Source organism: Pirellulales bacterium (assembly GCA_035533075.1).
Lineage (GTDB): Bacteria > Planctomycetota > Planctomycetia > Pirellulales > JAICIG01 > DASSFG01.
In genome coordinates this window covers 1-26,852 of record DATLUO010000275.1, presented here as the reverse complement: position 1 = coordinate 26,852, position 26,852 = coordinate 1, and the positions used below count along the sequence as shown (strand labels likewise).

The 26,852-nt window shown below is 63.6% G+C and carries 25 protein-coding genes; 18 read left to right on the top strand and 7 right to left on the bottom strand.

Annotated elements, in window-relative coordinates:
* Positions 1-878 precede the first annotated feature (878 nt).
* From VNH11_34280 to VNH11_34260, 5 genes are all read right to left on the bottom strand, one after another.
* A complete protein-coding gene (locus VNH11_34280; protein ID HVA51461.1) occupies positions 879-1,943 on the bottom strand; it encodes a DUF1573 domain-containing protein in 1,065 nt (354 codons plus the stop codon).
* A gap of 455 nt (positions 1,944-2,398) precedes the next feature.
* A complete protein-coding gene (locus VNH11_34275) occupies positions 2,399-3,526 on the bottom strand; it encodes a Gfo/Idh/MocA family oxidoreductase (GenBank protein ID HVA51460.1) in 1,128 nt (375 codons plus the stop codon).
* A 37-nt stretch (positions 3,527-3,563) separates the two neighbouring features.
* Positions 3,564-4,556, bottom strand: coding sequence for a GTPase (locus tag VNH11_34270; GenBank protein HVA51459.1), 993 nt, complete (start codon positions 4,554-4,556; stop codon positions 3,564-3,566).
* Between the two features lie 11 nt (positions 4,557-4,567).
* Complete coding sequence (locus tag VNH11_34265) at positions 4,568-4,837, bottom strand: hypothetical protein (protein HVA51458.1); 270 nt, start codon at positions 4,835-4,837, stop codon at positions 4,568-4,570.
* Positions 4,838-4,895: 58 nt separating this feature from the next.
* Positions 4,896-5,108 carry a hypothetical protein gene (locus tag VNH11_34260; protein HVA51457.1) on the bottom strand — a complete coding sequence of 71 codons (213 nt, stop codon included), beginning with the start codon at positions 5,106-5,108 and terminating at the stop codon, positions 4,896-4,898.
* A gap of 282 nt (positions 5,109-5,390) precedes the next feature.
* On the opposite strand from VNH11_34260, the gene VNH11_34255 reads away from it, so the two are divergent.
* The gene (locus VNH11_34255; protein ID HVA51456.1) at positions 5,391-7,094 is read left to right on the top strand and encodes a D-aminoacylase; all 1,704 of its coding nucleotides are present in this window, start codon (positions 5,391-5,393) and stop codon (positions 7,092-7,094) included.
* Here VNH11_34255 and VNH11_34250 read toward each other — a convergent pair whose 3' ends face one another.
* Both VNH11_34250 and VNH11_34245 read right to left on the bottom strand, forming a co-directional pair.
* Positions 7,095-8,102, bottom strand: a complete 1,008-nt coding sequence (locus tag VNH11_34250) for a polysaccharide deacetylase family protein (GenBank protein ID HVA51455.1) — start codon at positions 8,100-8,102, stop codon at positions 7,095-7,097. It lies immediately after the preceding gene.
* The gene (locus tag VNH11_34245; protein ID HVA51454.1) at positions 8,099-9,199 is read right to left on the bottom strand and encodes an isochorismatase family protein; all 1,101 of its coding nucleotides are present in this window, start codon (positions 9,197-9,199) and stop codon (positions 8,099-8,101) included. The genes VNH11_34250 and VNH11_34245 overlap by 4 nt, the downstream gene beginning before the upstream one ends.
* Before the next feature lie 194 nt (positions 9,200-9,393).
* Between VNH11_34245 and VNH11_34240 the strand changes: the two genes are divergently transcribed.
* The 17 genes from VNH11_34240 to tssG all read left to right on the top strand — a co-directional run bounded on the left by VNH11_34240 (position 9,394) and on the right by tssG (position 26,794).
* On the top strand, positions 9,394-9,723 hold the full coding sequence (locus tag VNH11_34240) for a hypothetical protein (protein ID HVA51453.1): 330 nt from the start codon (positions 9,394-9,396) through the stop codon (positions 9,721-9,723).
* Between the two features lie 332 nt (positions 9,724-10,055).
* Positions 10,056-10,289: a hypothetical protein gene (locus tag VNH11_34235; protein ID HVA51452.1), complete on the top strand. Its 234-nt coding sequence runs from the start codon at positions 10,056-10,058 to the stop codon at positions 10,287-10,289.
* Positions 10,286-10,672 carry a type II toxin-antitoxin system VapC family toxin gene (locus tag VNH11_34230; protein ID HVA51451.1) on the top strand — a complete coding sequence of 129 codons (387 nt, stop codon included), beginning with the start codon at positions 10,286-10,288 and terminating at the stop codon, positions 10,670-10,672. Before VNH11_34235 ends, VNH11_34230 begins: the two co-directional genes overlap by 4 nt.
* A 117-nt stretch (positions 10,673-10,789) precedes the next feature.
* Entirely contained in the window at positions 10,790-13,258 is a 2,469-nt protein-coding gene (locus VNH11_34225) for a CehA/McbA family metallohydrolase (GenBank protein HVA51450.1), read from the top strand.
* A gap of 131 nt (positions 13,259-13,389) precedes the next feature.
* Positions 13,390-13,782 carry a hypothetical protein gene (locus VNH11_34220; GenBank protein ID HVA51449.1) on the top strand — a complete coding sequence of 131 codons (393 nt, stop codon included), beginning with the start codon at positions 13,390-13,392 and terminating at the stop codon, positions 13,780-13,782.
* Positions 13,782-14,474, top strand: a complete 693-nt coding sequence (locus tag VNH11_34215) for a sigma-70 family RNA polymerase sigma factor (GenBank protein HVA51448.1) — start codon at positions 13,782-13,784, stop codon at positions 14,472-14,474. The genes VNH11_34220 and VNH11_34215 overlap by 1 nt, the downstream gene beginning before the upstream one ends.
* 147 nt (positions 14,475-14,621) lie before the next feature.
* Positions 14,622-15,707 (top strand): type VI secretion system protein TssA, encoded by a 1,086-nt coding sequence (gene tssA / locus VNH11_34210; GenBank protein ID HVA51447.1) that lies wholly within the window; start codon positions 14,622-14,624, stop codon positions 15,705-15,707.
* Positions 15,708-15,776: 69 nt separating this feature from the next.
* Positions 15,777-16,307 carry a type VI secretion system contractile sheath small subunit gene (gene tssB, locus VNH11_34205; GenBank protein HVA51446.1) on the top strand — a complete coding sequence of 177 codons (531 nt, stop codon included), beginning with the start codon at positions 15,777-15,779 and terminating at the stop codon, positions 16,305-16,307.
* 17 nt (positions 16,308-16,324) lie between these two features.
* On the top strand, positions 16,325-17,812 hold the full coding sequence (gene tssC / locus VNH11_34200) for a type VI secretion system contractile sheath large subunit (GenBank protein HVA51445.1): 1,488 nt from the start codon (positions 16,325-16,327) through the stop codon (positions 17,810-17,812).
* A gap of 169 nt (positions 17,813-17,981) precedes the next feature.
* Positions 17,982-18,479 carry a type VI secretion system tube protein Hcp gene (locus VNH11_34195; protein ID HVA51444.1) on the top strand — a complete coding sequence of 166 codons (498 nt, stop codon included), beginning with the start codon at positions 17,982-17,984 and terminating at the stop codon, positions 18,477-18,479.
* A 140-nt stretch (positions 18,480-18,619) separates the two neighbouring features.
* Positions 18,620-19,411 carry a type VI secretion system accessory protein TagJ gene (locus VNH11_34190; GenBank protein HVA51443.1) on the top strand — a complete coding sequence of 264 codons (792 nt, stop codon included), beginning with the start codon at positions 18,620-18,622 and terminating at the stop codon, positions 19,409-19,411.
* 29 nt (positions 19,412-19,440) lie between these two features.
* Positions 19,441-19,566: a hypothetical protein gene (locus tag VNH11_34185; protein ID HVA51442.1), complete on the top strand. Its 126-nt coding sequence runs from the start codon at positions 19,441-19,443 to the stop codon at positions 19,564-19,566.
* A gap of 8 nt (positions 19,567-19,574) precedes the next feature.
* Positions 19,575-21,992 carry a methyltransferase regulatory domain-containing protein gene (locus tag VNH11_34180; GenBank protein ID HVA51441.1) on the top strand — a complete coding sequence of 806 codons (2,418 nt, stop codon included), beginning with the start codon at positions 19,575-19,577 and terminating at the stop codon, positions 21,990-21,992.
* 24 nt (positions 21,993-22,016) lie between these two features.
* Complete coding sequence (gene tssE, locus VNH11_34175; GenBank protein HVA51440.1) at positions 22,017-22,502, top strand: type VI secretion system baseplate subunit TssE; 486 nt, start codon at positions 22,017-22,019, stop codon at positions 22,500-22,502.
* A gap of 65 nt (positions 22,503-22,567) precedes the next feature.
* Positions 22,568-23,806, top strand: a complete 1,239-nt coding sequence (locus VNH11_34170) for an anthrax toxin-like adenylyl cyclase domain-containing protein (protein HVA51439.1) — start codon at positions 22,568-22,570, stop codon at positions 23,804-23,806.
* Positions 23,807-23,852: 46 nt separating this feature from the next.
* Positions 23,853-25,697 (top strand): type VI secretion system baseplate subunit TssF, encoded by a 1,845-nt coding sequence (gene tssF / locus VNH11_34165; GenBank protein ID HVA51438.1) that lies wholly within the window; start codon positions 23,853-23,855, stop codon positions 25,695-25,697.
* Complete coding sequence (gene tssG / locus VNH11_34160) at positions 25,661-26,794, top strand: type VI secretion system baseplate subunit TssG (protein HVA51437.1); 1,134 nt, start codon at positions 25,661-25,663, stop codon at positions 26,792-26,794. Before tssF ends, tssG begins: the two co-directional genes overlap by 37 nt.
* Positions 26,795-26,852: the final 58 nt, after the last annotated feature.

Sequence of the window (26,852 nt, the reverse complement as noted above, 5' to 3'; positions counted from 1 at the left end):
GCCGCAAGTGCTGGTCACGGAACTGACGCCCGTGCAGCGGCAGATCCTCAAGCTACTCGGCCTCTCGCCCGATTCCTACGGCCAATGATGCCCGCCCCTGGAAACTCCCGGAAATTGCCGGAATGACCTGCGGAAGATAGGTTAAAAGAATACCGCACACCGTTAAAAGGTACAGCTTGGATGATGTCATCATCGTCTCCTTCCACGAATGACAGAAAACAACGGAGCGTTATGCGAACTAACGCGCCAAAACGCCGCTACGAGCACGGCGGTTAGTGAGCAAATACAAAGATCAGGCGAGCGGTACCACGAGCTTGCCGGGACCACCGCGGCGAACGGCGCTTCGATGGGAACCTCGGATGTTAGGATCACCGCGCCCGACCACAATCCGCTGAATTGCTTACACGAAACAGGTTGAACGCCGGCCAAGCCGCACCATACGCGCAACCCGCCGTCTCCGCCGCCTGGCAAGAGCACGACGAAATGGCCCAGTCCCGTAGCGGTTTGCGGGTTCAAATGCGCGATGACCGGCGTCGGCCAATCGACGCGGCTGCGCGCGCCAACCCGCAGCGCCGTCGTGTAAAGCCCTCGCCGCTCAAGGGCCAGCTGAAGTGCGGCAAGCGTTGATCCCCGCCGCCAATCGCGGTCTTGAATCTCCTGGACGAGCGGCCGTAGGTCTTCTCGTTGACCGAAATGTTCAAGAACAAACTGGACGCAACGCGGCCCGCAAAACATATCGGGCTCCGCCTCCCGAGAGCGGCGCAGAGCGGTAGCGTGCTTTTCCGGCGCCTCCGCACCTACAGCATTCGAAACGATCGCGCAGATGATGCAATTGCAACGAACGATGGCGCGAGTGAAAGGATGGTGTCGCATATAGTTCATCTTTCAGCCAGGACGGGCAGCTCAATCCGGGTCGCGTCTTGGTCGCCGGCCTCCAGCACGACGGAGCCACGAAGACGTTGCGAATCTTTGGGCAAGTCAAGCGTTCCCTTGATCTCCAAGAGTTTGCTCGATCGCGGCGAAAACTCGAGCCGCAGCCGGTCGCCCAGATCGTGGCGAACCACGAGTCGCTCGGCTAATTCCTCCGCCGTGCAGGCGGCGCATTTCACCAGTACCGTGCAGGTGCCGTGTCCACCCGGTCCAATGTTCCCGAAGAACATTTGCTCCGGCACTACCGACACCGGACCGGCCAATTCCAGCCACATGGGCAGCCGCGCCTCGGCGTCGCCATCGGCGTGGATTCGCAGCGCGCCGTTATGGCGGCCCGGCTTCATGTCGCGCGCGTCGACGTCAACATTGACTTGCCAGACCTGCAGGGGGCCGTGTGCTGATTCCTCGACGCGGTCGAGCTCGGCGCTCGCCCTCGCCCACGCGACATCGGCCCCCAATGTCAGCGACGACCAATCGAGGCCGCTCCAGTTTTCGACTTCGAAGGTTTGTCGAGCGCGGTAGTTCTTCCTCGCCCCGCGGAAGATTATTTCATCGCGCGACGCGGCGATCGGCGGGCGGACGGAGACCTCCACCTCGAACCGCACAACCGGAGCCCCGTCCTCCTCGAAATAAAGTTCGACAGCACGACGGTCGTCGGCGGTGGCGCCAGCGGCGCGATACTCGACCTCGACCTCCGCAGTGCTGCGCGGTTCGATGCGACGTGGGCACTTCGCCACGGTGCAAACGCAGGTGCGCTCCACGTGCCGTAGCGTCCATGGAACTTCGCTGTTGTTGGTGACGGAGAAGGCGTGAGTTACCCGCTGGTGTGGACGAATAAGCCCGAAGTCGTGCTCGAAAAGCAAGTCACGATGCCGCGAATCGTTGGCCGCCGCGTCGGTCGAAGCGAGTGGCTCCCCGCCGCTTTCCGTCGCGTTGGAAGAGTCGAGCGCCGCGGGGTTCAGCAAATCCCCGCTTGACTCGGCACGCTGGCAGCCTCCCGCAGGGAGAAGCATACAGGCGCTCACCGCTAAGCGCGAAAGCGCGAAAGCGCGAAAGCGCGAAAGCGCGGGGCTTGTGCAAACCAATAATCGCTCAACAACCGCATTCGCAGTCCTCCTGCGATCGGCCGTCTCGTTGCGGCGACTTGTCGCCGGCGGTCGGTCGTTATCTGTATCCGTTCCCGTGAGCGCCGAACACGACGCCATCAGGAACCGATGCAGTGTGCCATAGAATTTGCCGCTGTCAATCCCCCCAGGCCACGATTCTTCGCATTCGCCCCGCAACCAAGAACCGTGGGAATCCGTCCCGCGCCGCGCAGCGGGCCGGTATGACATGCCGGGGCATCGCCGCGATGGAACGTGAATTCTAAATCCGGGCGGATTTCGCGGCTCTGCCCCAGCCACCCTGCTTCTTTCATCCCGAGGGTCACGTATGGTGGGCCGACGCTCGCAAGCTCGCTGGCCCCACCTTACCTAACGAGGGCATTACCCCTCCGGCCAGTGATCTCGCTCAGAGCCACGGCACGGTGCTCCGCCGCCGAACGATAGCAGGCTTCGACCAACGCCATGGTTTTCAGATTGTCGCGGCCGCTGATTTCCGGCTCGCGGTGCTCTTCCAAAGCGCACAGCAACTGGGCCATCGGGCCGACGAAGGCGTCGGGAAACCAGACCTCCTTCCAGCGGGGCTGAAACCAATAACCGGGCTGCGAGAGCGTGGTGAAATCGAGCGTGCTCGCGGTGCGGCGCGGGTAGTCGGGCCAGCCGATCGTGCCGCGGGCCATGCCGGCCGTCCCTTCCACGCGCCAGCGAATCGAGATGTCGCTCTCGGCCCCCTCCAGCGCCGGCCCGGTCCACACATCGTCGGTGCTCGCGGCCCGCAGGCCGTCGGCATACTCCAAAATGTAGAGGCAGATGCCGTCGGTGTGCTTGAACTTGCGCTCGGTGCGCGGGTCGGGCCGCACGCTGGCGAACACCCGCAACGGGTCGCCGAACCAATAGCGGAACGTGTCGAGATGGTGAATGCTCATGATCCGCAACGTCACCCAGCCGAGACGTTCTTGCCACGGCATCCAGTGCGGAATGGCCCGCATGTCGATGGTCGCCAGCACCGGCTGGCCGAGACCGCCGCGATCGAGCAGGCACTTGCACGCCCGCACCGATTGGTCGTAGCGCATGTTCTGGTTCACGGCCAGCGCGGTCCCCGCGCGGCGGCAAAGGGCCACGATTTGCTTCGCCTCGTCGTAGTTCATGCCCAGCGGCTTCTGGGCCAGAATGCCGCGAATGTGCCGCTTGTGTTTCACGGCTTCCTGGATGACGGCGAACTGGGCGTCGGGCGGAACGGCAATATCAATGACTTCCACCTGCTCGTCGGCCAGCAGATCGCGGTAGGTCTCGTAGACCTTGGCGATGCCGTGCCTCTCGGCGACCGAGCGGGCACGCACGCGCGTGCGCGACGTGATGGCCACCGGATTGAAACCCGCTTGCCGATAGGCGACAAGCTGGCAGTCGGCCATGATGAAGCCCGCGCCGATGCAGCCGATCGGAACCCGTTTTTGTTTCGGGAGTTTCGGCAGGTAGTCGAGGTCGAGGGAGAACAAGTGAGGGTTCAGGGTTCAGGGTTCAGGGTTCAGGGTTCTACGTATGCAATTCCACCACATCCTTGTCGTGCAACACATAGTCGGCTTTCGCCACCGAGGCGTCGTGGACCGCCGTGCCCCAGACACGGGCGAACTTGAGTTGCGCGGCGAGGTCCTTGTGTACCAGCGCCGCCACGTCGACGAGCGCGCTGCCGCGGCGCAACGTGAACGGCTTGTCGTAGTCGGCCGTTTTGGCCGTGGGCAGCTTGGTGTAGACCCGCACCACGTCGAGCGCGCGATAGACGGCGTCGCGCAATGCCTCCAGCCCCGTGCCGTGCAAGGCGGAAATCGGCTGCTCCTCGAAGTCGAGCGGACAAAGCTCGTGCAGCAGATTGAGCCGATCGGCCGCTTCGGGCAAGTCGATCTTGTTGGGCGCCAGCAGCGTCTGAGTAAACGAAATGCCGACGTCTTCTTCGTCGAGCGACGAGCCGCGGGCCAACCGCGTCTTGGTGGCGGCCATGCGGTCGAGCAATTCCTGAAGTTGTTCGATGCCGTCGTCGCTGCCCAAATCGACCAGCAACACCACCACGTCTGCCGCCCGAACGATGCCCTGCACATACGGCTCCATGAAATCCCTGGTGATGGGCGGCATGTCGATGAGCTGCACCATCACGTCTTCCCAGGGCATCATGCCGGGCTGCGGGGCGCGGGTGGTGAAGGGATAGGGAGCGATTTCGGGCGTGGCGCGCGTCAGGCGGGCCAGCAGTTGGCTTTTGCCCGCGTTGGGGCCGCCCAACAGCACGGCGGTGCCCGCTCCTTGCCGCGGAATTCGGACGCCGTGCCCCTTTTTGCCGCTCTTGCGTTCGGCCTCGGCGTCTTTTTTGGCCCGGCTGATCTTTTGCTTCAGCTCGGATTGCAGCTTTTCCGAAGCCTTGTGCTTCGGCATTTCGCGCAGCATGACCTCCAGCCACTTCAACTCGTCTTCGGCCGTGGCTGCGCGGCGATATTCTTCTTCGGCCTTGAGGTACTGCGGTGTGAGGTTGGCGGCCATGCCCGTCGAGTTTAGTGCAGGTGGCCGCCGTGGTCGATGCCCAACTGTTCGTAGACTTGGCAGTGGCCGATGACGCCGCGATCGATGGCGTAAAGTCGGCCCGCCATCAGCAGCAGGCTCGTTTTCGGCAAGCGGTCGAGACCGAACAGCACCAGTGCCGCTCCGCCGACGATGCTCAGAGTCCGTTCCATTTCGCTCTGCGCGATCGACAGCGTCGGCTTGAGCCAGCGACGGGCCTTGATCGGGCGGCGAGCTTGAGCGCAGGGTGTGGAACGGGGCATAGCCATGATTATGCGCTCGGGCGCGGCAAGGTTCCAGGAACGGGCAGGTGCGGGAGACTCAAGGAGTTTTGGCGTCGCGTCGCGGAGCACTACGTGCTGCCGCCGCGGCTCGGACCCACCCGGACGGGTCGCGCAGCGCGCCGAAGAGCGTCCGGATAGCAAGCCGCGATTCGCGAGCGAAGCCGGCGAGTTCGTTGAGCGCCTGACCACGGACGTGTTCGTCGCCGGCCTTGAAATCGTCAATCAGTTGCCGAAGCCTGGCATCAGGCATAGCTCCTCCTCGACCTGGCCCCCCCTTCGCGAGCGCCAGATTGCCGCAGCGGCTGGCTCGGAATACGACGGCGGCAAGAGAAACTGTCGGCGTTTCAGCGCGTGCTTGTTTGCCCGCGCCAAGAGCGTTATCCTACCCGCGACGCATGGTATGACATCGTTCTCGACGGCGAGCCGGCACACCGGCTCGTTGTCGGTCATGTAACTCGATCGCACCCCTTGGCCCGTGAGATCGCCGCGGAGATCGCCGATTTCACGGGATTGGCAACCTAAGGCCGCCGTGATGAACAAGCGACGCAGTGCAGGCTGGATGTGGACAACAGCGTTCGCACTTGTTGCGGTCTTTGCGTCCGCGGTCACCAGCACTAGACTCTCGGCCGACGAGCCCGCCTACGACCTGCTCATCCGCAATGGCCGCATCGTCGACGGCACGGGCAACCCTTGGTTCTATGGCGACGTCGCCGTCCGCGGAGATCGCATCGCGGCCGTCGGTCGAGTGCCGGACGCGACGGCACGGCGAACGATCGACGCATGTGGCCTGGTCGTCAGTCCGGGCTTTATCGATATCCACTCGCACTCCGATTTCTTGCTGCTCGAAGACGGCCATGCGCAAAGCAAGATTCGCCAGGGCGTGACCACCGAAATCCTGGGCGAAGGCAGCTCGGCCGGGCCGTACACCGGACAACTCCCTTCGCCCCCGGCCGACGTGCGCGGCACGCCCCGCCATTGGTCGACGCTGGCCGAATACTTCGATTTGCTCGAGGGGGCCGGCGTGTCGCTGAACGTGGCGTCGTACGTCGGCTTGGGAAACATCTGGCAGTGCGTGATGGGCACGTCGTTTGCGCGGCCCATGCCCGAACAGCTTGCTGAAATGGAGCGGCTAGTCGAGCAAGCGATGAACGACGGCGCGCTGGGCCTGTCGAGCCAGTTGATGATGCCGCCCGGCTCGCTGGCCACCACCGACGACGTCGTGGCGCTGTGCAAGGTGGCGGCGCGGCACGGCGGCATCTATTCGACGCACATCCGCAACGAGGGGAGCGGCGTCTTCGAGTCGGTCAAGGAAGCCATCGAGATCGGCGATCGGGCGAAAATCCCGGTCGATGTGATCCACCTGAAGATCGCCGACCAGAAGCTGTGGGGCCGCATGAGCGAGATCGCGGCGCTCATCGACGGTGCCCGACGCCGGGGCATCAACGTGCAGGCCAACGTCTATCCCTACACGCGGGGCAACAACGATCTGGCGAGCATCATTCCGCCTTGGGCGCACGAGGGCGGCAAGGAGCAGTTGCTGGCGCGGCTCAACGACGCGGGCGCTCGCCGGCGGATGAAGCGGGAGATTCGCGATGGCCTGCCCGGCTGGTACAACCATTTCACCGCGGTGGGCGGCGACTGGGGCCGCATGCTGATCAGCGCCGACAACGCCTACAAGGGGCTGACGATGGACCGCGTGCTGTCGCTACGGGCGGCGAAGCGGCCGGCGGCCGATCCGCTCGACGAGTTGTTTGATATTCTGATCGAGCAAGGCGGCTCGGTGGGCACCGTCTATGCGCACCACACCGAGGAAGACATGGACGTGGCGCTGGCTCAGCCCTGGTGCTCGATCGGCTCCGACGGCTCGGCCTATGCGATCGCAGGGCCGCTGCGTCGCGGCAATCCGCACCCGCGCAACTTCGGCACGTTTCCGCGCGTGCTGGGCATCTACGTTCGCGAGCGGAACTTGCTGCGGCTGGAAGACGCCGTGCGCAAGATGACCTCGCTGAACGCGGCCAAGGTCGGGCTGCGCGGCCGCGGCCTGCTGGCGGCCGGCAACTTCGCCGACATCACGCTCTTCGATGCCGACCGCGTGATCGACCGCTCGACGTACACCGAGCCGTTCCAATACAACGAGGGCATCGAGTACGTCGTCGTCAACGGGCAGGTCGTGTTAGAACGTGGCCGGCACACCGGCGTCACGCCCGGCCGGGCACTGAGGAAGGACGTCCGTTGATCAAACCGCCCCCGCGATGGCGATCAGGTCCGTCAGCTCGGCCCGGTTGCCGGCCGCATGCACAAGATCGCAGATCAGGCGGATGGCCTCGAACTTCGGGTCTTCCACGACCAGGCACGATGGATGGGCCAGGAAATCGAACACCTGACGGTTGTCGATGGCCCAAGTCACGCCCAGGCGGATGGCCTTGAGAAAATCGGCGAGCTTCCAACGGTTGCTGCGGAAGGCGTTCACGTCGCTGATGGGGCTCATCGGCAGCTCGATCATGCCGCTGGGATAAACAAACGGCTGCGCCTCGCGCTGCGCCGCCACGATCGAATCGAACACGGTCGCCGGCGGCGACCCGCCCTCGCGGGCCGCCAGGTGCGATGGATATTTGCTGCTGACCCAGGTATAGCCCAGCCGCAGCAAGAGTTGCTGCACGTCCTCGCGGCCGCTGAGTCCTTGGGCAAAGCCGCCCGGCGTGCGAAAGCCGGCCTCGGCGATGCCGGCCCGCTCGCGCAGGGCGATCGTGGTCAGCCGGATGTTCTCTTCGATCACCTCCGCCACCGATTTGCCGCGGATCAGCCACGGAGCGCGGCGAAAGCGAAACTGGGTTTCCTCCGGCCGCGTCGCCAACACGTAGACGTGGTCGTAGGTGTGATTGCCGACGGCGTGATCGGCCGCGATCTGCTTCAGCCAGTCGATGTTGGGCTGCTCCAACACGCGGCCGACGCAGAAAAAGTGCATGCGTCCGCCCGCCTGCTTCACGAGCCTGGCGGCCTCGACCGCGTATTGCTTGGTGGCGTCGTCGAGGTTCCCTTTTTCATAGTCCCACTCGGTCATGCCGCGGCGCGGGTATTCGCGGCTCATCTCCAGGTCGAGCGTGATGGCGATGCGGGCCTTGCCGGGCGGACGAGAGCCGGCCAGCGAAATCCCCCCACGGCCGGCCGCCAATGCACCGGCCGTGGCCATCCACGCTCGCCGCGACAACCGATGTTTGTCAAAACCCATCAGGGGATCGCTCATGGCGCCGCCTTTTCGCCATCGGCGCCGGTCAACCATACCCAAGAGACCTGCGTGATCAGGTGGTCGAGCGCGGCAAACGAAATGTGCGCGTTGGTCGCGTACTTCGGGCTGGAGTTGGCCGGAAAGGTGGCCAGCGTCGCGTCGCCCACCAGAAACACGTTGAAGTCTTTGGCCAGGTTTTCGTAGCCCGCCGTGGTGCGGCAAAAGCACATATCGGTGGCGTAGCCCGTCAGCAGCACGTGCCGCACGCCCAGCCGCTCTAAGAATTCCTTCAGCGGTTTGTAACCATCGGCGTCGTAGATCACCACGTCGTCGGCATCGACGTGGATGTCGCGCGTCACCGGAATAGGAAGCTGCCAGAAACCGTCGTTATCGTATTTCGCCCCGGCGTCGAGGCCGGGGAACTGTCGAAAATAATCGATCACCGGCTTGTCGCCCGAGAGCTCGATTTTCTCCGGCAGCGGCTGACCTTGGTAGACGAAGCTTTTCAGCTTCGCGTCAAGCTCCCGCGCGCCGGCCAGGCGGTCGGCGGCCGTGGGGCGGTGCGCGAACGAGCGATATAGCTTGCGGCGAATCGGATCCTCAGTGCCGGGCAAGCTGTACATCACCGCCGCCACCTTCCCGCGCATCCGCTTGAGAAACGGGTCGATCACCTCGCGCGTATGCCGTGCCGCCAGGTGGTTCTTTTCGGGCGTGCAAAAATCGGCCACGCCGGCCGGTTCGGGCGTGTTCCAGCCCTGGCCGTCGTCGATGCCCCAGGGATGGACCATGATGACGGCCGTCTCGGCGGCCCGCAGACGGTTCGGCATTTCGACGATGCCGCGGGCGTTGTACGAGAACCGCCATGCCCGAACTTCCAGATCGGCGTTTTCGTCGTCGACCAGCCACGGTGCTTCGTAGCGCGTGAGCTCTTCGACCGGCTGAACGAATTGCGGATAATCTGCCAACAACGGCGAGGGGCGCTCGATGCGAGTCAGACGGTTTTGGTATTGGCGCTGTGATGGGGGCTGCGCCAAAAGGGCCGCGGGCAGGCCGAGGCACATGGCCCAGACCATCAGGCCAGGCCAGGCAAGAGGTCGGAAAGTGGTGTGGTCCATCGGCAAAGCCCTCGTTGATCTCAACGTGATACTCGAAGTCAACCGTAAGCATAGCAGCGCACTTACCCAGAAAGAATGCCCCATGGCGCCGGGCGAAGCAAATGCCCATCCCCTAGCCGGACCGGGCGACCGATAGTACGATGCTGTTTGGTTTGCCCTGCGACCTGCCGCCCCAAACGTGGATTGCGTCTGCCATGTCTACCTACCATCAACCGGTGAATATCGACGCGCCGCTGTTTCTTTCAGCGCCGCATTGCGACGTCCGTTCCTTTGCTTCCGCCAAGGGCATCGAAGCGGAGTTGGAAACCATGCTCAGCGGCACCCGGGAGATATTCGGCGACAGTTTTCGCGTCGTGCTGGAAGAAGATGCCGGAATCGAGAACGATGTCCATTTGGTATTCGAGGTGAAAACCTCTGGGGAAGTGGACGACGTGCTTCTCAGGGAGGACCGCTGGCACGACCGATGCGTTACTTTGGCGCCGAAGGCGGCGCCGCTCCTGCGGCTATTCGTGGACATTCAGTAATGAACATTCGCAGCTTCGCCCAGCAGCAGGGTTGGCCGCTTCGGTAGTCTCTTCGCGCATCGCATCGCTGGCCGGCTTCGCCGCCGTCACGTCGTCGTCGCGCATCGCTGGCCAGTGATCGCGATGGCCCTGGCCTGGTGGGATAATGACGCGGTGGCGACGCGTAGTCAGGGGCCATTTTCAAAAGGTGCGCGGATGAGAGACAACAGCACTCCCAGCACTCCCGATGTTTCGGAAAATGCAGGTCGAAGGTATGCTATTCTTTGGGGAAAACGTTGGGGGTTCGCGTCCCTCATCGCCCATTCACCGTGCAACGAGATGGAAACGAAGCAATGTCCGCCACCATAACGGTCGCAGAAGCCCAGGCCACACTGATGGACTTGATTCATCAGTTGGCACCTGGGGAAGAAGTCGTTATCACCGAGAACCAGCAGCCGGTCGCGAAGTTGGTGAGCGCGCCGGCAAAGAAAGGGAAACCTCGCAGGCCCGGCAACTGCAAGGGCATGATCACCTTGCTGGTTGAGGACGATGAGCACCTCGAAGGCTTTGCTGATTACATGTCATGAGGTTGTTGCTTGACACGCATACCTTCCTGTGGTTCGTCACCGACGATCCGCTGCTGAGCGCGACCGCGCGGTCCCTTATCGTCGATCCGACGAGCGAGATTGTCGTCAGTCCGGCGAGTTATTGGGAAGTCGCCATCAAGGTGAGCCTGGGCAAGTATCCGTTGACCGTGCCGTTTGAACAGTTTTTTACCGAGGGAATCGAAGGGAACGACTTTTTGATCTTGCCGATCGAGGTCCGGCATGCCGCGGTTCTGTCGTCGTTGCCGATGCACCACAAAGATCCCTTCGACAGAATGATTATCGCTCAAGCAATGGCCGAGCAGATTGCCGTGGTCGGTGTCGATGCAGCGTTCGATGCCTACGGTGTGACCCGGCGTTGGTGAGAACCGCATCACGTTGTCGACGAGCATCGGCGGCCAGTGATTGCGATGGCCCTGGCGCGGTGGGATAATCACGCGGTGGCGATGCGTGGTCAGGGGCCGTTTTCAAAAGGTGCGCGGATGAGAGATCTTTTTGTGGCCGGCCTATTCATGATGCTGCTCTTGGTCGCAGACGCCACGCCCGCCCAGTCGCCGCACGCTGAGGCAACCGGGCCGGTGGCGGTCGAAGCACAGCCGCTGGCGGCGAACGTCGAGCGGCTGTTGCAGGCACTCGACTATCTGGGCGCACCGCTCGCGCCCGAAACGGTCGATAAGCTGCGCGAAGCCGCCGGGCAAAATGACTCCGTCGGCATGCAGGCCTCGATCGACCGCCACGCGGCGTTCGTGGTGTCGATCAACCCGGAGTCGCGCGTGCAAGTGGCGCGGGGGCCGGCGAGCGTGCGGCTGCAACAAGCCGGCTTCACTCCGGCGATCGTCAAAGTGGTCAACCTGGGTGCCGTTACGAAGCCCTTGCGAATCCACAGTCCCGCGGCGGGCGCCGTGTACGGCGCGGAATATCGCGGCAGCCTGGAACGGCAGCAGCAGCTTCACCTGCGATCGGGTCGGCAGAAGGCTGAGCCGGGCCGCTTCTTGCAGCTCGAAATGTTCTCGTCGCCGCCCATGACCGCCCGGCTGAGCGGACTGGAGGTCGAGTATTGCCTGGCCCTGATCTATAGTTCCGAGGCCGGTCGCCGCGAAGCGACGATCAGCTTCGACGTCGATCAAGGCACGCAAGACCTCGGTTTTCGCGGCGAAATGCCGGTGCTGTTCCAAATCGCGCCGGCGGTGCCCGTGAAGCTTCGCGTGCGCGATCACGACGGCCGCCCGACGACGGCGCGGTTCGTGTTTCGAAACCGCGCCGGCCACGTCTGTCCGCCGCAGCCCAAGCGGCTCTATCCCGATTTCTTTTTCCAACCGCAAATTTACCGGGCCGACGGCGAGACGGTGCTCCTGCCGCCCGGCGAGATCGCGATGGAAGCCGGCCGCGGCCCGGAATACCGCATACAAAAGCGATCGCTGACCGTGCCTACAGCGTGCGAGGCCACGGTCGAAGTCGAACTGGAGCGGTGGATCGATCCGGGCAAGTTCGGCTTTTATGCGGGCGACCATCACATCCATGCCGCGGGCTGCGCCCATTACGCCTCGCCCGCGGAAGGCATTCTGCCGGCCGACGCTCTGCGGCAGGTGAAAGGCGAGGGCCTGAACGTCGGCTGCATCTTGACCTGGGGCTTCTGCTACGAGTTTCAACGGCAGTTCTATTCGCCCACGGCCGACAAGGTGAGCGAGCCGCTGACCGTTATCAAATACGACATCGAGATCAGCGGATTCGGCTCGGCCCCGCTGGGTCACGTTTGCCTGCTGAATCTGACCGACCATGTTTATCCCGGCAGCGACGGCATCAAGGGCTGGCCGAGCTGGGCCACGCCGGCCTTGCGCTGGGCCAAGGAGCAAGGCGGATATACGGGCTACCCGCACTCCGGTTCGGGCATGCAGATCGAGCCTGGCCCGGCCAGCGCCCGAATGATGGCGGAGTTCGACGCCGACCAAGACCATGCGCTGTCGCTGGAAGAGGCGGGCCGCGCACTGTTGCCAGAGCCTTTTGACCGGATCGATATCAATGCCGACCGCGTGCTGACCGAATCGGAATTGGCCAGCAGTCACGAGCGGATTTCGGAGCAGTTGCCGAACTTGGGCATTCCCGAGTCGCCGTTGGAAATCGTCGCTGCCACGGCCAATGGCGTGTGCGATTTCATCAGTGCGATGGACACGCCACGGGTGCGCGAATGGAACTGCTGGTATCACCTGATGAACTGCGGTTTCCCGATCAAGGTGGCGGGCGAGACCGATTTTCCCTGCATGAGCGGCACGCGTGTCGGCCAAGGGCGGACTTACGTGCAGCTTGGCAAGGTGGACCGGATCGACTTTCGCCAGTGGGTCAAGGGGCTGGCGCAGGGCCGCTCTTATGTCTCCGATGGATACGCGCATGCGGTGCAGTTTGCCGTGAGTGGGGCTGTTGCGGGTGATGAGATCAAGCTCGACGGGCCGGGCAAGGTCGAGGTGACCGCCCGCGTGGCGTTCGCTTCCGAGACGCCGCTGGAGGTGCCCTACGGGCTGGCGATGCCCGCCGCCGGCAAGACGTGGTTGGGCGACACCGTGACGATTCATGCGGCCAAGCCAGCGCCGGCGGCGGCCACCCGCGAGCGAACGGTGGAACTCATCGTTAATGGCCGTCCCGTGGCGCGGGCGACCGTGCCGGCCGACGACCAGATTCACGAGTTGAAGTTCACGGCTGCGATCGAGCGGAGTAGTTGGGTGGCCTTGCGGCAGTTTCCGCAATTGCACACGAACCCGGTGACGGTGCTGGTGGGCGACAAGCCGGTTCGAGCTTCGCGGTCGAGCGCGCGATGGTGCGCCGCGCTGGTCGAGCAGCTTTGGCGAGCGCGCGAAAAGAACGTCGCCCCGGCCGAGCGCGAGGCCGCGCACGAGAGTTTTCAGAAGGCCGCCGGGACCTACCGGCGCATTGCCGCGGAATCGCCCGAGGGCGCTTAAGTGGTAGGGTGGGGCAAGCTCGCTGGCCCCACCTTACTTCGCCGCAAACCGATGTTATATAAGATAAACCACCGCGTGGGGGCCAACCACCACTGTGCTGGAATGCCTTGAGGCTGAAGGAGTGCTGCGAGATGGCAAGTGCAGGCGGCGGCCATGAGCCAAGAAATGAACCAACCTCGGAGCCGAAGTTCGTCGACGAATTCGCCGCCCGAATGGCCGATGGCAAGCTGCTCGATCGGATCGTCGAAGAGACGTTGCACGCCGATGTCGAGGCAAATGACGATGCCGAGGATCTGCGGTTGCTGCGGCAAGTGGCGGCCCGGTTTCCACGGGCAGCCTTCGATTTGCAGCCGGTCGGCGTCGAGATGGTCTGTGCGCTGGTCGGCCCACAATATCGCCCGCTGCTGGAGAGCGAAGAAGCCTGGCTGGCCATGATGCACGCCGTGACGCAGACGTTATTCGACGATCCCCGTGCGCGGCAGCGCTTGGAATCCCTCTGGCAACGACTCAATGAGGGGGAGTGATGGACCAGCCGGCAAGCTCACCGCAGGAGTTGATTGCGTCGTGCCAGGGACTGGTCCGGTCGCTGGCCTGGAAAGTCCACGCCAACGTGCCGCGTCGCATCGAGCTGGACGATCTCGTTTCGTACGGGCAAGTCGGTCTGGCCGAGGCGGCGCGGGACTTCGATCCCGAGCGCGGACACAACTTTACGACTTACGCCTATTACCGGATTCGCGGCGCCATTTTCGACGGACTGGCCAAAATGGCCTGGTTCAGCCGGGCCGAATATGCGCGGTTACGCCACGAGGCGTCGGCTAATAGCGTGCTCGAACTCGATAGCGGCGAGAACGAAACGAGCGACATGAAGGGCGATGTCCGCTGGCTGAAGCGGATGGGAAGCACGTTGGCCATGTCTTACCTGTGCAGCCATGCGTCCGACGACGAATCCGACGCGGCGGCGGCGTTGGAAGACCACTCGGTGCAGGCCCCGCCGGCCGCGGCGATTCAGCAAGAGACCGTCCGCAAGCTGCACGAGCTGATCGACGCCTTGCCCGCCGACGCGGCGACGCTGATCCGCGCGACCTATTTCGAAGGATTGACGCTGAAAGAGGCCGGCGAGCGCATCGGCATCAGCAAGGCCTGGGCCAGTCGGCTGCACGCCCGAACGTTGGAACGGTTGGCCCGCGCCCTCAACCGGCTGCAATTGGCGGATTAGCTTCCGCCGGGATGGTGGGTGGCGTTAAAATCGGCGCAAATGGACCGGAATTGCTTTTATTTGGGCGTGTGACATCTTATACTGTCGTGCCGCGGGTGCATTCCGGATGCGGTTAGCCGGGGCTTGTGGGCGCTGAATAGTTCGTTTATGGCTTCAGACCTTATCGATTTTGACCGCGTGCTGGCGCCGATCTCCGAGGCCGAGCCGTGCGGCGCCGATTTGCGGTGGGATCCGCTCTACGACGAGATCCGTGCCGCCCGACAACAGGGCGACCGCAGCGCTTTCGAGGGCGAGACCTCCAGCGGGCCGGACTGGGACCTGGTGGTCGACCGGTCGGTCGAACTGCTGTCGGGTCGCAGCAAGGACCTGATGGTCGCCGGATGGCTGACGGAAGCCTTGCTCCATCTGCACGGGTTCGCCGGGGTCCGCGACGGTTTGAAAGTGGTCAATGGGCTGATCGAGAGCTTTTGGGAGCCTCTCTATCCGCGGCCGGACGAAAGCGACTGGGAGCCGCGGATTGCCCCCCTGGTTTGGCTGACCGAGCCCGATCGCGGCGCGAGGCTGGCCAATCTGTTTCGTGAAGTGCCTTTGGCGCCCAATGCCGGTGGCGACGGGGAGGTTTACAACTATAACTACTGGGAAGCCCGCTCTGCCAAAGGTGGCTCGGGCGACGACCAAAACGCGGCTGCCAAGCGCGCCGCCGAGGCCGCGCGAAAGGCCAAACAGTTCGACGACGCCGTGGCCGTCGCGACCCGAGATTTTTACCTGGCCCTGAACGACGGCCTGCAAGGCTGCCGGGACGAAGTAGCGCGGCTCGACGCGGCGCTCGACCAGCGACTGGGCCGCGAGGCGCCCGGAACAACGGCCATACGCGAATCGCTGGCCGCCTGCCACGATCTTGTCAAGCGGATCATGCGCGGCAAGGGGATCGGAACCGAGCCGGTCGGCGGCGAAGAGGCCACGGATGCCACGGCTCCGGCGGCCGAGAACGGCGACGGTCGCGCCTTCGGAGGCGGGCCGCTGGCCTCGCGCCAAGACGCCTTTCGCCGCTTGCAGGAGATCGCCGAGTTTCTGCGGCGGACCGAGCCGCAAAGTCCCGTCCCTTATTTGATCGAGCGGGCGGTGTCCTGGGGCCAAATGCCCTTCGACCGCTTGCTGCAGGAAATGATTAAAGATAGCTCGGCGCGGGGGCAAGTGGTCGAGTTGCTTGGAATTACCGCGCCGGAACAGTAAGATACGCTCCGGCGCCGCGTGCAGCGACCGAAGCAGACGCACAATCCTTCCCATCGGAGACCGTAGACCATGGCCAAAGAAAGCACACAACACAAGCTCGACCGCGTGCGCAAGCCGCGCGTGCAGATCACCTACGACGTCGAGGTCGACGGCGCAATGCAGCTCAAGGAGCTGCCGTTTGTCGTGGGCGTGATGGGCGATTTTTCGGGGAAGCCCGACCAGCCCTTGCCCCCCATGAAGGAGCGCAAGTTCGTGGAAATCGACCGCGACAATTTCGACAGGGTGCTGGCCGGTTGCAAGCCGCGGCTGGCGTTCCGGGTCGACGACAAGCTGAGCGGCAAGGAAGGCTCGCAGCTCAACGTCGAATTGCGGTTCCAAAACCTGGAGGACTTCGAGCCGGAGAATGTGGTGAAGCAGGTCGAACCGCTTCGCAAGCTGCTGGAGACCCGCGACAAGCTGAAAAACCTGCTCAACAAGATGGAAGGAAACGACAAGCTGGTCGAATTGCTCGACGACGTCGTGAAGAACACGGAAGCTCGCGGCCAACTGGCCAAGCCGCTGGGTGTTGAAGGTGGGGCCGCCGACGAAGCCAAGTCTTGAACGAAAAAAGGTGAATTATGAGTACCCAAGAAGAAGCTCAACCCAAAGCGGCGGCGACCACGGAAGCCGAAGTGAATCTGCTCGATACCATCCTCAAACAAGGCTTCCGCGCTCGGGACGACGACGCCAAGACGCGGGCCAAAGACCTGCTCAAGGAGTTCGTCGGGCAACTGCTCGATCCGAGCATGGTAGTGCAGAAAGACACCGAAAAGACCATCTTGGCGCGGATCGCCGAGATCGACCGGCTGCTTTCCGCGCAATTGAATGAGATCATGCACCACGAAGAATTCCAGCGACTGGAAGGCTCGTGGCGGGGGCTGAATTACCTGGTGATGAACACCGAGACGGGTACGCAGCTCAAGATCCGCATGCTCAACGTCTCGAAGAAAGACCTGCTGAAAGACCTGGAAAAAGCCTCCGAATTCGACCAGAGCGCCCTGTTCAAGGCCATCTACGAATCGGAATACGGCATGTTCGGCGGTTCGCCCTACGGCACGCTGATCGGCGATTACGAGTTCAGCAACCATCCGCAAGACATGTCGCTGTTGGAACGGGTCAGCAACGTGGCCGCCGCGGCCCACGCGCCGTTCATCTCGGCCGCCAGTCCGGAGTTGTTCGGCTGGGAGAGCCATACGGAGATGGGCGGCCCGCGCGACCTGGCCAAAATCTTCGATACGGTCGAATATGCCAAGTGGAAATCGTTCCGCGACTCGGAAGATTCGCGCTACGTCGGCCTGACGTTGCCGCACATTCTGATGCGGCTCCCCTACGGCCAGAGCACCGTGCCCGTCGAGGCCTTCAATTTCGAGGAAGACGTCGACGGCCGCGACCACAAGAAGTATCTGTGGGGCAACGCGGCGTATGCCTTCGGCACGCGCATCACCGAGTCGTTTGCCAAGTACGGCTGGCTGGCGGCGATCCGCGGCGTGGAAGGCGGCGGGCTGGTGCAGGGTCTGCCCACGCACACCTTCTCGACCGATGACGGCGCGGTCGCCCTGAAATGCCCGACCGAGATCGCCATCACCGACCGCCGCGAGAAGGAGCTGGCCGACCTGGGCTTTATTCCCTTGTCGCACTGCAAGGGGACCGATTTCGCGGCGTTCTTCGGCGCTCAGTCGGCCCAGAAGCCGAAGGTGTATGACCGCGACTCCGCCAACGCCAACGCGCGGCTGTCGACGATGTTGCAGTATATTCTCTGCACGTCGCGGTTCGCCCATTATTTGAAGGCCATGGCCCGCGACAAGATCGGCTCGTTCATGGAACGAGAAGACTGCGAACGCTGGCTGAATCGCTGGATCAGCAATTACTGCCTGGCGAACCCCGAAACGGCCGGCCAGGAGATGAAGGCCAAGCACCCCTTGCGCGAGGCGCGAATCACGGTGCGCGAGGTCAAGGGGAAGCCGGGCTGCTACGAAGCGGTGGCCCATTTGCGGCCGCACCTGCAATTGGAGGAGCTGGGCGTGTCGTTGAGGCTGGTGGCCGAATTGCCCCAGGCCAAGGGTTGATGCTTCCTAGGTGGTGGCAGTGCAACCGCCGTGGGTTTCTGCGGCGGCGAAAAAGACGGCTGGATTTCACGCAACTTTTCCGCCCCACGCACGAGAATCTGGTTGTGAGTGCCGCGGCGATCGTCGCCGCCAGGACGGTTCACCTTCATTTTAGCTATGGGAGATTGCAATGGCGTTCGACACTTTTCTCAAGATCGAGTCCCCCGACCTCAAGGGCGAATCGACGGCCAAGGACTTTGCCGACCAGATGGAGATTTTCAGCTTCTCATGGGGAGCGTCCAATCCGGTCACCGTTGGCTCCAGCACGGGCGGCATGTCGGGCGGGAAAGTCAGCGTAAGTTCGTTTAACATCATGAAGAAGACCGACAAAGCGTCGCCGGAGCTCTTCATGGCCTGCTGCACCGGCAAGCATTACGGCAAGGCCACCGTTTCGCTGCGGAAGGCGGGCGGAAAACAGGAAGTCTATCTCACCTACACCTTCACGGAGGTGATGGTCGAATCGGTCCAGTGGTCCGGTTCATCGGGTGGCGACGACGTGCCGACGGAGTCGGTCAGCCTGGCGTTCGGCAAGGTCGAAATCTCCTACAAGGCCCAAAAGCCCGATGGCACGCTCGATTCGTCGGCCGTCAAGGGCCAGTGGGACCTGACCAAGGTCACGAACGAGTAGTCGTCGGCCTCGGTGCGAGATGGTTTGACGCCGCGGCACAAAGACCTGCCGGAGCGCCTCACAGGCGCTCCGGCACTCTTCGTGGGCGCTGCCGCATGAGCGGACGGCCACGAGCCAGACAAAGCCTTGGAGGACTCGTTGTGGAAGCCAAACAACTTTTCGAGCAGGGTGATCTGGCCGGCGCCATTCAGGCGGTCACCGCCGAGGTGAAGGCGCGGCCGACCGATGCCACCCGGCGAACGTTCTTGTTCGAGCTGCTCTCGTTCGCGGGCGATCTCGACCGGGCCGAGCGGCAACTTGAGGCGATCGGCCATCTGGATGCCGCCAGCGAATGGCCCGTGCAGGTCTACAAGAACATTTTGCACGCCGAGCGGTTACGGCGGCGGCTGTTCAGCGACGGGCTGCGGCCTGAATTCCTTTTGGACCCGCCGCCCTACGCGCAGTTGCACCTCGACGCGGTCAACCGACTGCGAGAGGGCCGGCCCGGCGAGGCGCAAGAGGTGCTCGGCCGCGCCGAAGCCATGCGGCCGGCGGTCCAGGGCGACCTGAACGGCCAGGCCTGCGATGAGATCCGCGACTGCGACGACCTGCTGGCGCCCTTTCTGGAGGTGATCGTCCTGCGTGATTACGTTTGGCTGCCCTGGGAGCAGCTCAAGGAGTTGGAGGTCGCCCAGCCCGAGCGGCCGCGCGACCTGCTTTGGCTGCCGGCGCGGATTGTTTTGGTCGACGGCTCGCAGCGCCGTGGCTACCTGCCCACGCTCTACTGCGGCTCGCACGAGCACACCGACGACCGCGTGAAGCTGGGCCGCATAACCGATTGGAAGCAAACCGACGACGGACCGACCGTCGGAGTGGGGCTGCACACGCTGCTGGCGGGCGACGACGCCGTCGGACTGCTCGACGTGCGGCACGTGCATAGCCGGCCGCACTGACCCCTACGATGTCAAGCTGAGGAGAAGCAATGCCCTGGACCGTGAACGACCAACAGGCCAGCTACACCATTCGTCTCAGCCAAGAGCATCGCGTCGTCTTCAAGATCATCGGCGAGATGGTTCAAGTACTCAAGATTGGCGGGCATTATCCCTAATGTCCGGAATGGCCAACGACGTGTCTGCAACCGTTACCGCCGCGCTGAAGATGTCGATTGCCGGGCGGCCGATCGAGAAGCAGCTTGAGGTGCCCGCCGGGCCGACCACGCCGCGGCACCTGTTGCCGATCTTACAGTGGTTCACCAACGAGGTAGTCGAGGCCGCCCGCGGCCAGGTGGCTCAACAGGGAAAGACGATTTCGTGCCGGGCCGGCTGCGGCGCCTGTTGCCGCCAACTCGTGCCCGTTTCGCGGTCGGAGGCTCATCACCTTGCCGACTTGGTGGAGGGGCTTGCCGAACCGCGGCGCGGCGAAATCCGCCATCGCTTTCAGGCGGCCGAGGAACGCCTGGCGGCGGCAGGCTTGCTCGAGCGACTCGCCGGGGCGATGTCGGCCCCAGGCGACTCCGCGCGTTCCATCGGCATGGAGTACTTCCGGCTCGGCATTGCCTGCCCCTTTCTTGAAGACGAGTCCTGCTCCATCCACCCCTATCGCCCGTTGGCTTGCCGAGAATACCTGGTCACCTCGCCGGCCGAGAATTGCCGGCAGCCGACCGCCGAGACGATCGACAAGGTTCCGCTGCCCGCTCTGGTGTCGAACGCCTTGTTGGCGCTGGAGCGCGGCGACGCGAAGGGGCCCTTGTCGTGGGTGCCGCTGGCATTGGCGCCGAGGTGGGCCGAGAGCCATCCGGAAGCAGCGCCGGGCCGTACAGGCCCGGAGCTGATGAGCGATCTGTTCCAACAACTCTCCGGCCGCGAACTGCCGACCACTGAACCACAACCGGCCGCGGCGCCGGAGGATGGCCTTCCTAGGCCCTCCGGCGATACGAAACGGGACGGCCTGGGAAGGCCATCCGCCACGAACGCGGCGCAAACCGCGGAAGCCTACGACGAAGTGCCTTACGAAAGCCGCGCCTTTGTCTTCACGCACCCCGATGCGCTGGCCACCATCGCGACGCTGCATGGCATGACGCCGCCGGCCGTCGAACGGTGCCGAGTCTTGGAGATCGGCTGCGCGGAAGGCGGTAATTTGATTCCCATGGCGCTCGGCCTGCCGGAGGGCCGGTTCCTCGGTCTCGACCTGTCGCCGCGGCAGGTCTCAGAGGGCGCGAGGCGCGTCGAGCAGCTCGCGCTGAAAAACATCGACTTGCGGGTGATGGACCTGATGGACGTCGACCGCTCGTTCGGCGAATTCGACTACATCCTCTGCCACGGCGTGTTTTCGTGGGTCCCCCGCCCGGTGCAAGAAAAGATCCTCTCGATCTGCTCGGAGCATCTCGCGCCGCAGGGCGTGGCTTACGTGAGCTACAACGTCTATCCTGGCTGGCGGACGCGCGGCATGGTGCGAGACATGGTTCTCTACCATATCGACTCCGCCGCGCCCGCCGGCGAGCGCGTCCGTCAGGCACGTCAATTCCTCGATTTTCTTGTAGAGAACTGCACCTCTCCGAAATCGGTCTATGCGTCCGTGCTCCAAGAGGAGCGGGACCACTGGCGGAAACACTCCGACGCCTATTTACGGCACGATCAGTTGGGAGAGGTGAACGAACCTTTTTACTTCCACGAGTTCGCGGGCCGTCTGGTCGGGCATCGTCTGCAGTACCTCAGCGAAGCCACGCTGACCGACAGCGCGGCGACACCGTCGGAAGAAGTGCGACGGAAGCTTGGCGCCTACCGCGACGATGCGGTGCGTTTCGAACAATACCTCGACTTTCTCTGTGAGCGGACCTTTCGCCGCAGTCTGCTGTGCCACGAAGCCGTGCGTCTGAACCGGCCTCCTCGGCCAGAGTCGATCGAGCGGCTGTTGTTTGCAGCCCGCGCGGCGCCGATACCGCGGGAGGCGGGCACCGCCTCGGCGTCGCCGGAGCAGTTTCGGACCCAGGACGGCATTTCCTTCTCGATCAACGACCCCTGGCTCAGGGCGGCGTTCATCGGACTCTTCAACAGCGGGCCGCGGCTGCTCTCGTTCCAAGAGGTCTGCCGCGAAGCGCGCCGCGAACTGGGCGATTCGCCGCTGGCCGGGCTCGATCCGTCCGCCGACCCCACGCTCCTGAAGCAGCCGTTGCTGGAATGCGCTCTCAAAGGGCTGGTCGAGCTGCACGTACACCGCTGGCCGAGCATCGCCGAAGTTGCCGAAAAACCCCGTGCCAGTCGGCTGGCACGCCTGGAAGCCGAAGCGGGCCGCATCGTAACCAACCGACGTCATGGGCAGGTGGAGCTGGGCGAGGTCGAACGTCAAGTTCTCCTTCGGCTGGACGGCTGCCATACTCACGCGGACCTGCTGCAAACCGTGTCGAAACTGGTCGAATCCGGCGAACTTGCTTTGACGGCGGCCGACGACGGTGTTACCTCGGCAGCGATCGCCTTACCGGCCCTGATCGGCGAGACGCTCAAGCGTTTCGCCGCATCCGGGCTGTTGGACGGCTGAAACAACGAAGTTGATACTCCCACCATGCCTGATGAACCGCTGCTCCCGTCCGTCGTCGATCGCCTGTTGGACGACGAACCCGATGTGTCGACCGAGGCGCCTTGGAGCTGGACGCAAGACGTCAACGAACTGAAGCAGTCGGTAATGCGCGATCTGGAAGCGCTGTTGAACACGCGGCAGACTTCGCCCGACCTGGCGCGAGACGCGCCGGAGGCCGAAATCGCTCAGTCGGTGCTCACCTACGGCTTGCCCGATCTGACGTCCTTCCTTGCCACCAGCGCCGACGCGCGAGAAACGCTGCGCTTCGCGGTGGAAGAAGCCGTCCGCCGCTTCGAGCCGCGGCTGGTCGACGTGCGCGTTTCGCTGCGGAAACCCGAAGGCCAGTTCGATCGCACCTTGCGGCTCACGGTCGAGGCCTGGTTGGCGATGGACCCCGAGCCCGTCCCGGTTTTGTTCGACACCGTCGTCGAACCCTCGTCGGGCGTCTACAAAGTGCAGGGGACCGGCTGAACGGCAACCGTTTGGATGTTATACTGCACGCGGAGGGGTGAAACGACAAGCACGAGGACAGACACATGAAACATGGACTCGACGCATCATTCGCCGATAAAGAGAACGGCATGACCAAAGCCGACATGGTCGCGGCCGCGCAGGTTGCGACGCAGCTTGACGAGGTCATCATCTTTCGTTCCACCGGTCCGTGGTCTAGGCGGTGGATTGAAAGAGGGTGTCCCTCGAAAAACTTTCACGTCAAGGGAAAGAGCTCCGATTGGGGCCCGCAGGCCGGTTTTGTGCCCTACCAGGGCATCTACAGCAAAGTGGGCCACGACCCCGGCAAGGCCAAGAAGGGAACCGAGGCCAACGACGACGGCCTGAATCACCACTTCGCGGGCAAGCGGCAACTGGCCCTGACTCTCGAAGAGCTGCAGTTGCAGCGGGACCAACAGGAAGAGGATCCGCCACGGTCCGCGGTGCTGCAGATGGCACCCGTGCCCGACAGCAAGGACTACTTCTTGTTTGCCGTGCGGAGCGGCGACCAGAAGCGGTTTGCTTTCCGGGCGGTTTGGTCGGGAGGCGCAGCTTACGATGTTTTTGTCTATCCCGAAAACGCGCCCAGCGACCCGAAGAGGCTCGTCTTCGAGAAAGCTACGCCGCTGGAAGTAATGACCTCGTCGGAAAAGGGCGCGGACAACAAGCCCATGACGGGCGACTATGATCTCATGGCCGTCTGTCCCAAATGGGGCAATCTGCACAGCCGGTCGATCAAAGAGATTTCGAAGCCGGGCCTGGTCATCGGCACGAAAGTACAGCCCGGCCAGACGTTCGCCGCGGGCAGCAATCTGGATCAAGTGCTCGACATGCGCCTGAACACCGGACGGATGACTCCGGACTACCTGAAGCAGCCTAGGTCGGAACAGCACTGGCGCCTTCAAATGGGTGCCGTAGACGAGCATGCCGACATGGGCAACCTGACGCCCAGAATCTTGCGCTGTATCAATGCCCTGAACGCGACCATGCCCAATGGCGGTGGAGCGTTTCGCCGTGTACACCATAATGCGGAATCGCACCGCAATCATGCATTCGGCGCGGTCAGCGGGGCGGAAATGGCGCGCGGGGAGTGCTTTCCGCTGACGGTGTTTCAGCCGGACGCGCTTCTTTGGGCCTCGTCGCCCACCTCGCAATATTCGAACGTGGCGACGTTGGAGAACTTGCCCGAGTTTCAGCAATACGTGCTCCTTCTCAAAGAGGCGGGCTATTTTGTCCCCAGGAACTGCGTATGGGGCATGTCCCTTCGCGACGGCTTTGGCCGATGACCCCGTCAGAGGTTATCATAGACTCAAGCCATCACTTCGAGCTTGTATGACCCGCAACCCGCTGGAAACTTACTACGAAAGCGAGTTGTCGTACATCCGGCAGCTTGGGGCCGATTTCGCCCGCGAACGGCCCAAGATCGCCGACCGGCTGTTGCTCGACCGCGAGACCGGCAAGTCGGCCGATCCGCACGTCGAGCGAATCATCGAGGCCTTCGCCTTTTTGACAGCCCGCGTCCAACTCAAGCTGCACGACGAGTTTCCCGAGCTCACCGAGGCCTTGCTGGGCACGCTCTATCCGCACTACCTGGCGCCGATACCGTCGATGAGCGTGGTCGAGTTCGAGGTCGATCCGAGCCGGGCGAACCGGCCGCAAGGTCACACCGTCGAGCGTCACAGCCGCCTCTATTCGCGCGAGGTGCGCGGCACTCCTTGCCGGTTCCGCACGGCCTATCCCGTCACGTTGTGGCCCATCGAGCTGGTGCAAGCCCGCTACCAGACCTCGCCTTTCGGCAAAGACGTCGTGCCGCCGCCGCGGGCGCAGCAGGCCCGGGCCATGTTGCGGTTGGAGCTGGCTGCGGCCGGCGGCGCCTCGTTTGCCGAGCTCGACCTGCGGCGATTGCGGTTTTTTCTCAGCGGCCCCGACGCGGTCGTTCACCCCTTGTATGAGTCGCTGTTCAATCATACGGTGCAGGGCATGGTGCGCGGCGGACCTTCGAACGACGGCCCGTTCGCCCTGCTGGCGCCTGGCTCGTTGAAGCCCGTCGGCTTCGAGCGCGACGAGGGGCTGCTGCCCTATCCCCAGCGGTCGTTCCTGGGTTACCGGCTGCTGACCGAGTATTTCGCCTTTCCTCAGAAGTTTCTGTTCTTCGATGTCGAGTGGCCGCCGCTCGATCGCAAGCGGCTGTCCAACCGGTTGGAGATCCTATTGTTCTTCGATTGGGCTGTTCCCAACCTCGAGTCGCAAGTGACGGCTGAGACGTTTCGGCTGGGGTGTACGCCGATTGCGAACCTGTTCGAGCAGGAAGCCGACCCGATTCGCATCACGCACACCAAGACCGAGTACCATGTGCTGCCCGACGTGCGGATGCACTCGGCGATGGAAGTCTATTCCATCGACGCCGTCGAGAGCACCAACCTGGACACGCACGAGACGATCGACTACCGGCCGATTTACGCCTTCAAGCACGCGGCCGACGCCGACCGGCAGCAGGCCTTCTGGCACATGATCCGCCGCCCCTCGATGCGGCAGAACGATCGCGGCACGGAGGTCTTCCTGTCACTGGTCGACCTGGCCTTCGAGCCGCGTCTGCCGCCGGCCGAGGTGCTCATGCTGCGCACCACCTGCACCAACCGCGATTTGCCCAGGGACCTGCGCACGGCGGGGGGCGAAGATTGGGGCTTTCAACTCGAGGCCGCCGCGCCCTGCCGGCGGATCATGCCGATCGTCACGCCGACCGCCCCCGCGCGCTTGCCGCCCGACGAATATCGCTGGCGGTTGCTCTCACACCTGGCGCTGAATCATCTTTCGATCACCGACGCCGAAGACGGGGCGGCGGCCCTGCGCGAAGTGCTGAAAGTGTACGACTACGCCGCGACGGCCGTCTCGCGACAACACATCGACGGCATCACCCGCGTCAGCAGCCGGCGGAAGGTGGCGCCGATTTCCGACGGTCTGGGTCAGGGATTTTGCCGGGGCGTCGAAATCACCGTCGAGTTCGACGAAGAGAAATACGCCGGCAGCGGCGTGTTTCTGTTTGCCTCGATCATCGAGCGGTTCGTCAGTTTGTATGCGTCGATCAATTCCGTGACGCGTTTGGTGGCGCGCACAAAACAACGCGAGAAGCACTTGAAGCAATGGCCGTTTCGGGCTGGGGACCAGATCCTCCTTTAGAGCAGCAGCTTTACGACGAAGGCTACCGCTTCGAGTTTTTTCAGGCGGTGCGCGTGCTCGGCCGCTTGCAGCCTGCGCGCCGTCCGGTGGGCGGCGAGTGGCCCGACGAAGAGATCGCGCGTTTTCACTCCTATGTGTCGCTGGCTTTTCCGCCCAGCGAGATTTACGACGTCAAGCCGGCCAAATCGCCCGGCGGCCCGCCGCACGTGTGGGTGCCCTTCATGGGGCTGATCGGCCCTTCGGGCGCGTTGCCCCGATACTACACCGAAATGGTGCTCGAGCGCGCACGGCGGAAAGATTTTACGCTCCGCGACTTTCTCGATCTGTTCAATCACCGCCTGATCTCGCTGTTTTATCGGTCGTGGGAAAAATACCGCGTACTGCTGGGCTACGAGCGGGCCGAAATCGCCCTGCGGCAGGACCGCCGGCGAGGTCCGGAGGCGCTGCGCGAGTTCGTTACCGTTCGGCGCGAGCGGATCGACCGGTTCTCGCAATGTCTGCTCGATGTCGGCGGTTTAGGGTCGCCGGCACTGCGTTACTCCGCCGAGGTACGGCACGAGCTGCGGCCGCGGCGGGCCCACGCCGACGAGACGCTGCGGTTTTACGCCGGCCTGCTGGCGCAGCGCCACCGCTCGGCCATCGGCCTGGAAACGATGCTCTGCGATTACTTCGAGGTGCGCGTCGTCGTCGAGCAGTTCCGCGGTCAATGGTTGAAACTGGCGGCGGAGAACCAGTCTTGTTTCACCGCCGACGGCGCCGACGGCAACATGCAGCTTGGCTTCAACACCGTGGTGGGCGAGCGCGTGTGGGACGCCCAGTGCAAGTTCCGCGTGCGGGCCGGCCCCTTGACCTACCGCCAATTCCAGGACTTCCTGCCCAGCGGCACCGCCTATCGGCCGCTGGAGCACCTGACGCGGCTCTACGCCGGACAGCAATTCGACTTTGACGTGCAGCTCGTCTTGCTCGCCGCCGAGGTGCCTGGCTGCGTCTTGTCGTGCTCCGGCGACGGCGTGCGCCTGGGCTGGGACACCTGGGTGCATAGCCGCGGCTTCGGCCAGGATGTTGACGATGCGGTCTTCACGGCACAGGACGGCTAGCGCTCCGTCAGTCCTCAATTGAGGGATGGTACAAAAAGCATCGTCGGGTGGGACCAGC

Excerpts from the sequence above, each read along its gene's own strand:
- VNH11_34240 (HVA51453.1), top strand. The coding sequence starts at position 9,394 with ATGTCTACCTACCATCAACCGGTGAATATCGACGCGCCGCTGTTTCTT.
- tssG (HVA51437.1), top strand. The coding sequence starts at position 25,661 with ATGGCCGTTTCGGGCTGGGGACCAGATCCTCCTTTAGAGCAGCAGCTT.
- tssB (HVA51446.1), top strand. The coding sequence starts at position 15,777 with ATGGCCAAAGAAAGCACACAACACAAGCTCGACCGCGTGCGCAAGCCG.
- VNH11_34195 (HVA51444.1), top strand. The coding sequence starts at position 17,982 with ATGGCGTTCGACACTTTTCTCAAGATCGAGTCCCCCGACCTCAAGGGC.
- VNH11_34245 (HVA51454.1), bottom strand. The coding sequence starts at position 9,199 with ATGGACCACACCACTTTCCGACCTCTTGCCTGGCCTGGCCTGATGGTC.
- VNH11_34180 (HVA51441.1), top strand. The coding sequence starts at position 19,575 with ATGGCCAACGACGTGTCTGCAACCGTTACCGCCGCGCTGAAGATGTCG.
- VNH11_34220 (HVA51449.1), top strand. The coding sequence starts at position 13,390 with ATGGCAAGTGCAGGCGGCGGCCATGAGCCAAGAAATGAACCAACCTCG.
- VNH11_34265 (HVA51458.1), bottom strand. The coding sequence starts at position 4,837 with ATGCCCCGTTCCACACCCTGCGCTCAAGCTCGCCGCCCGATCAAGGCC.
- VNH11_34255 (HVA51456.1), top strand. The coding sequence starts at position 5,391 with ATGAACAAGCGACGCAGTGCAGGCTGGATGTGGACAACAGCGTTCGCA.
- tssF (HVA51438.1), top strand. The coding sequence starts at position 23,853 with ATGACCCGCAACCCGCTGGAAACTTACTACGAAAGCGAGTTGTCGTAC.
- tssC (HVA51445.1), top strand. The coding sequence starts at position 16,325 with ATGAGTACCCAAGAAGAAGCTCAACCCAAAGCGGCGGCGACCACGGAA.
- VNH11_34215 (HVA51448.1), top strand. The coding sequence starts at position 13,782 with ATGGACCAGCCGGCAAGCTCACCGCAGGAGTTGATTGCGTCGTGCCAG.
- VNH11_34170 (HVA51439.1), top strand. The coding sequence starts at position 22,568 with ATGAAACATGGACTCGACGCATCATTCGCCGATAAAGAGAACGGCATG.
- tssA (HVA51447.1), top strand. The coding sequence starts at position 14,622 with ATGGCTTCAGACCTTATCGATTTTGACCGCGTGCTGGCGCCGATCTCC.
- VNH11_34250 (HVA51455.1), bottom strand. The coding sequence starts at position 8,102 with ATGAGCGATCCCCTGATGGGTTTTGACAAACATCGGTTGTCGCGGCGA.
- VNH11_34185 (HVA51442.1), top strand. The coding sequence starts at position 19,441 with ATGCCCTGGACCGTGAACGACCAACAGGCCAGCTACACCATTCGTCTC.
- VNH11_34280 (HVA51461.1), bottom strand. The coding sequence starts at position 1,943 with ATGCTTCTCCCTGCGGGAGGCTGCCAGCGTGCCGAGTCAAGCGGGGAT.
- VNH11_34260 (HVA51457.1), bottom strand. The coding sequence starts at position 5,108 with ATGCCTGATGCCAGGCTTCGGCAACTGATTGACGATTTCAAGGCCGGC.
- tssE (HVA51440.1), top strand. The coding sequence starts at position 22,017 with ATGCCTGATGAACCGCTGCTCCCGTCCGTCGTCGATCGCCTGTTGGAC.
- VNH11_34230 (HVA51451.1), top strand. The coding sequence starts at position 10,286 with ATGAGGTTGTTGCTTGACACGCATACCTTCCTGTGGTTCGTCACCGAC.
- VNH11_34235 (HVA51452.1), top strand. The coding sequence starts at position 10,056 with ATGTCCGCCACCATAACGGTCGCAGAAGCCCAGGCCACACTGATGGAC.
- VNH11_34225 (HVA51450.1), top strand. The coding sequence starts at position 10,790 with ATGAGAGATCTTTTTGTGGCCGGCCTATTCATGATGCTGCTCTTGGTC.
- VNH11_34270 (HVA51459.1), bottom strand. The coding sequence starts at position 4,556 with ATGGCCGCCAACCTCACACCGCAGTACCTCAAGGCCGAAGAAGAATAT.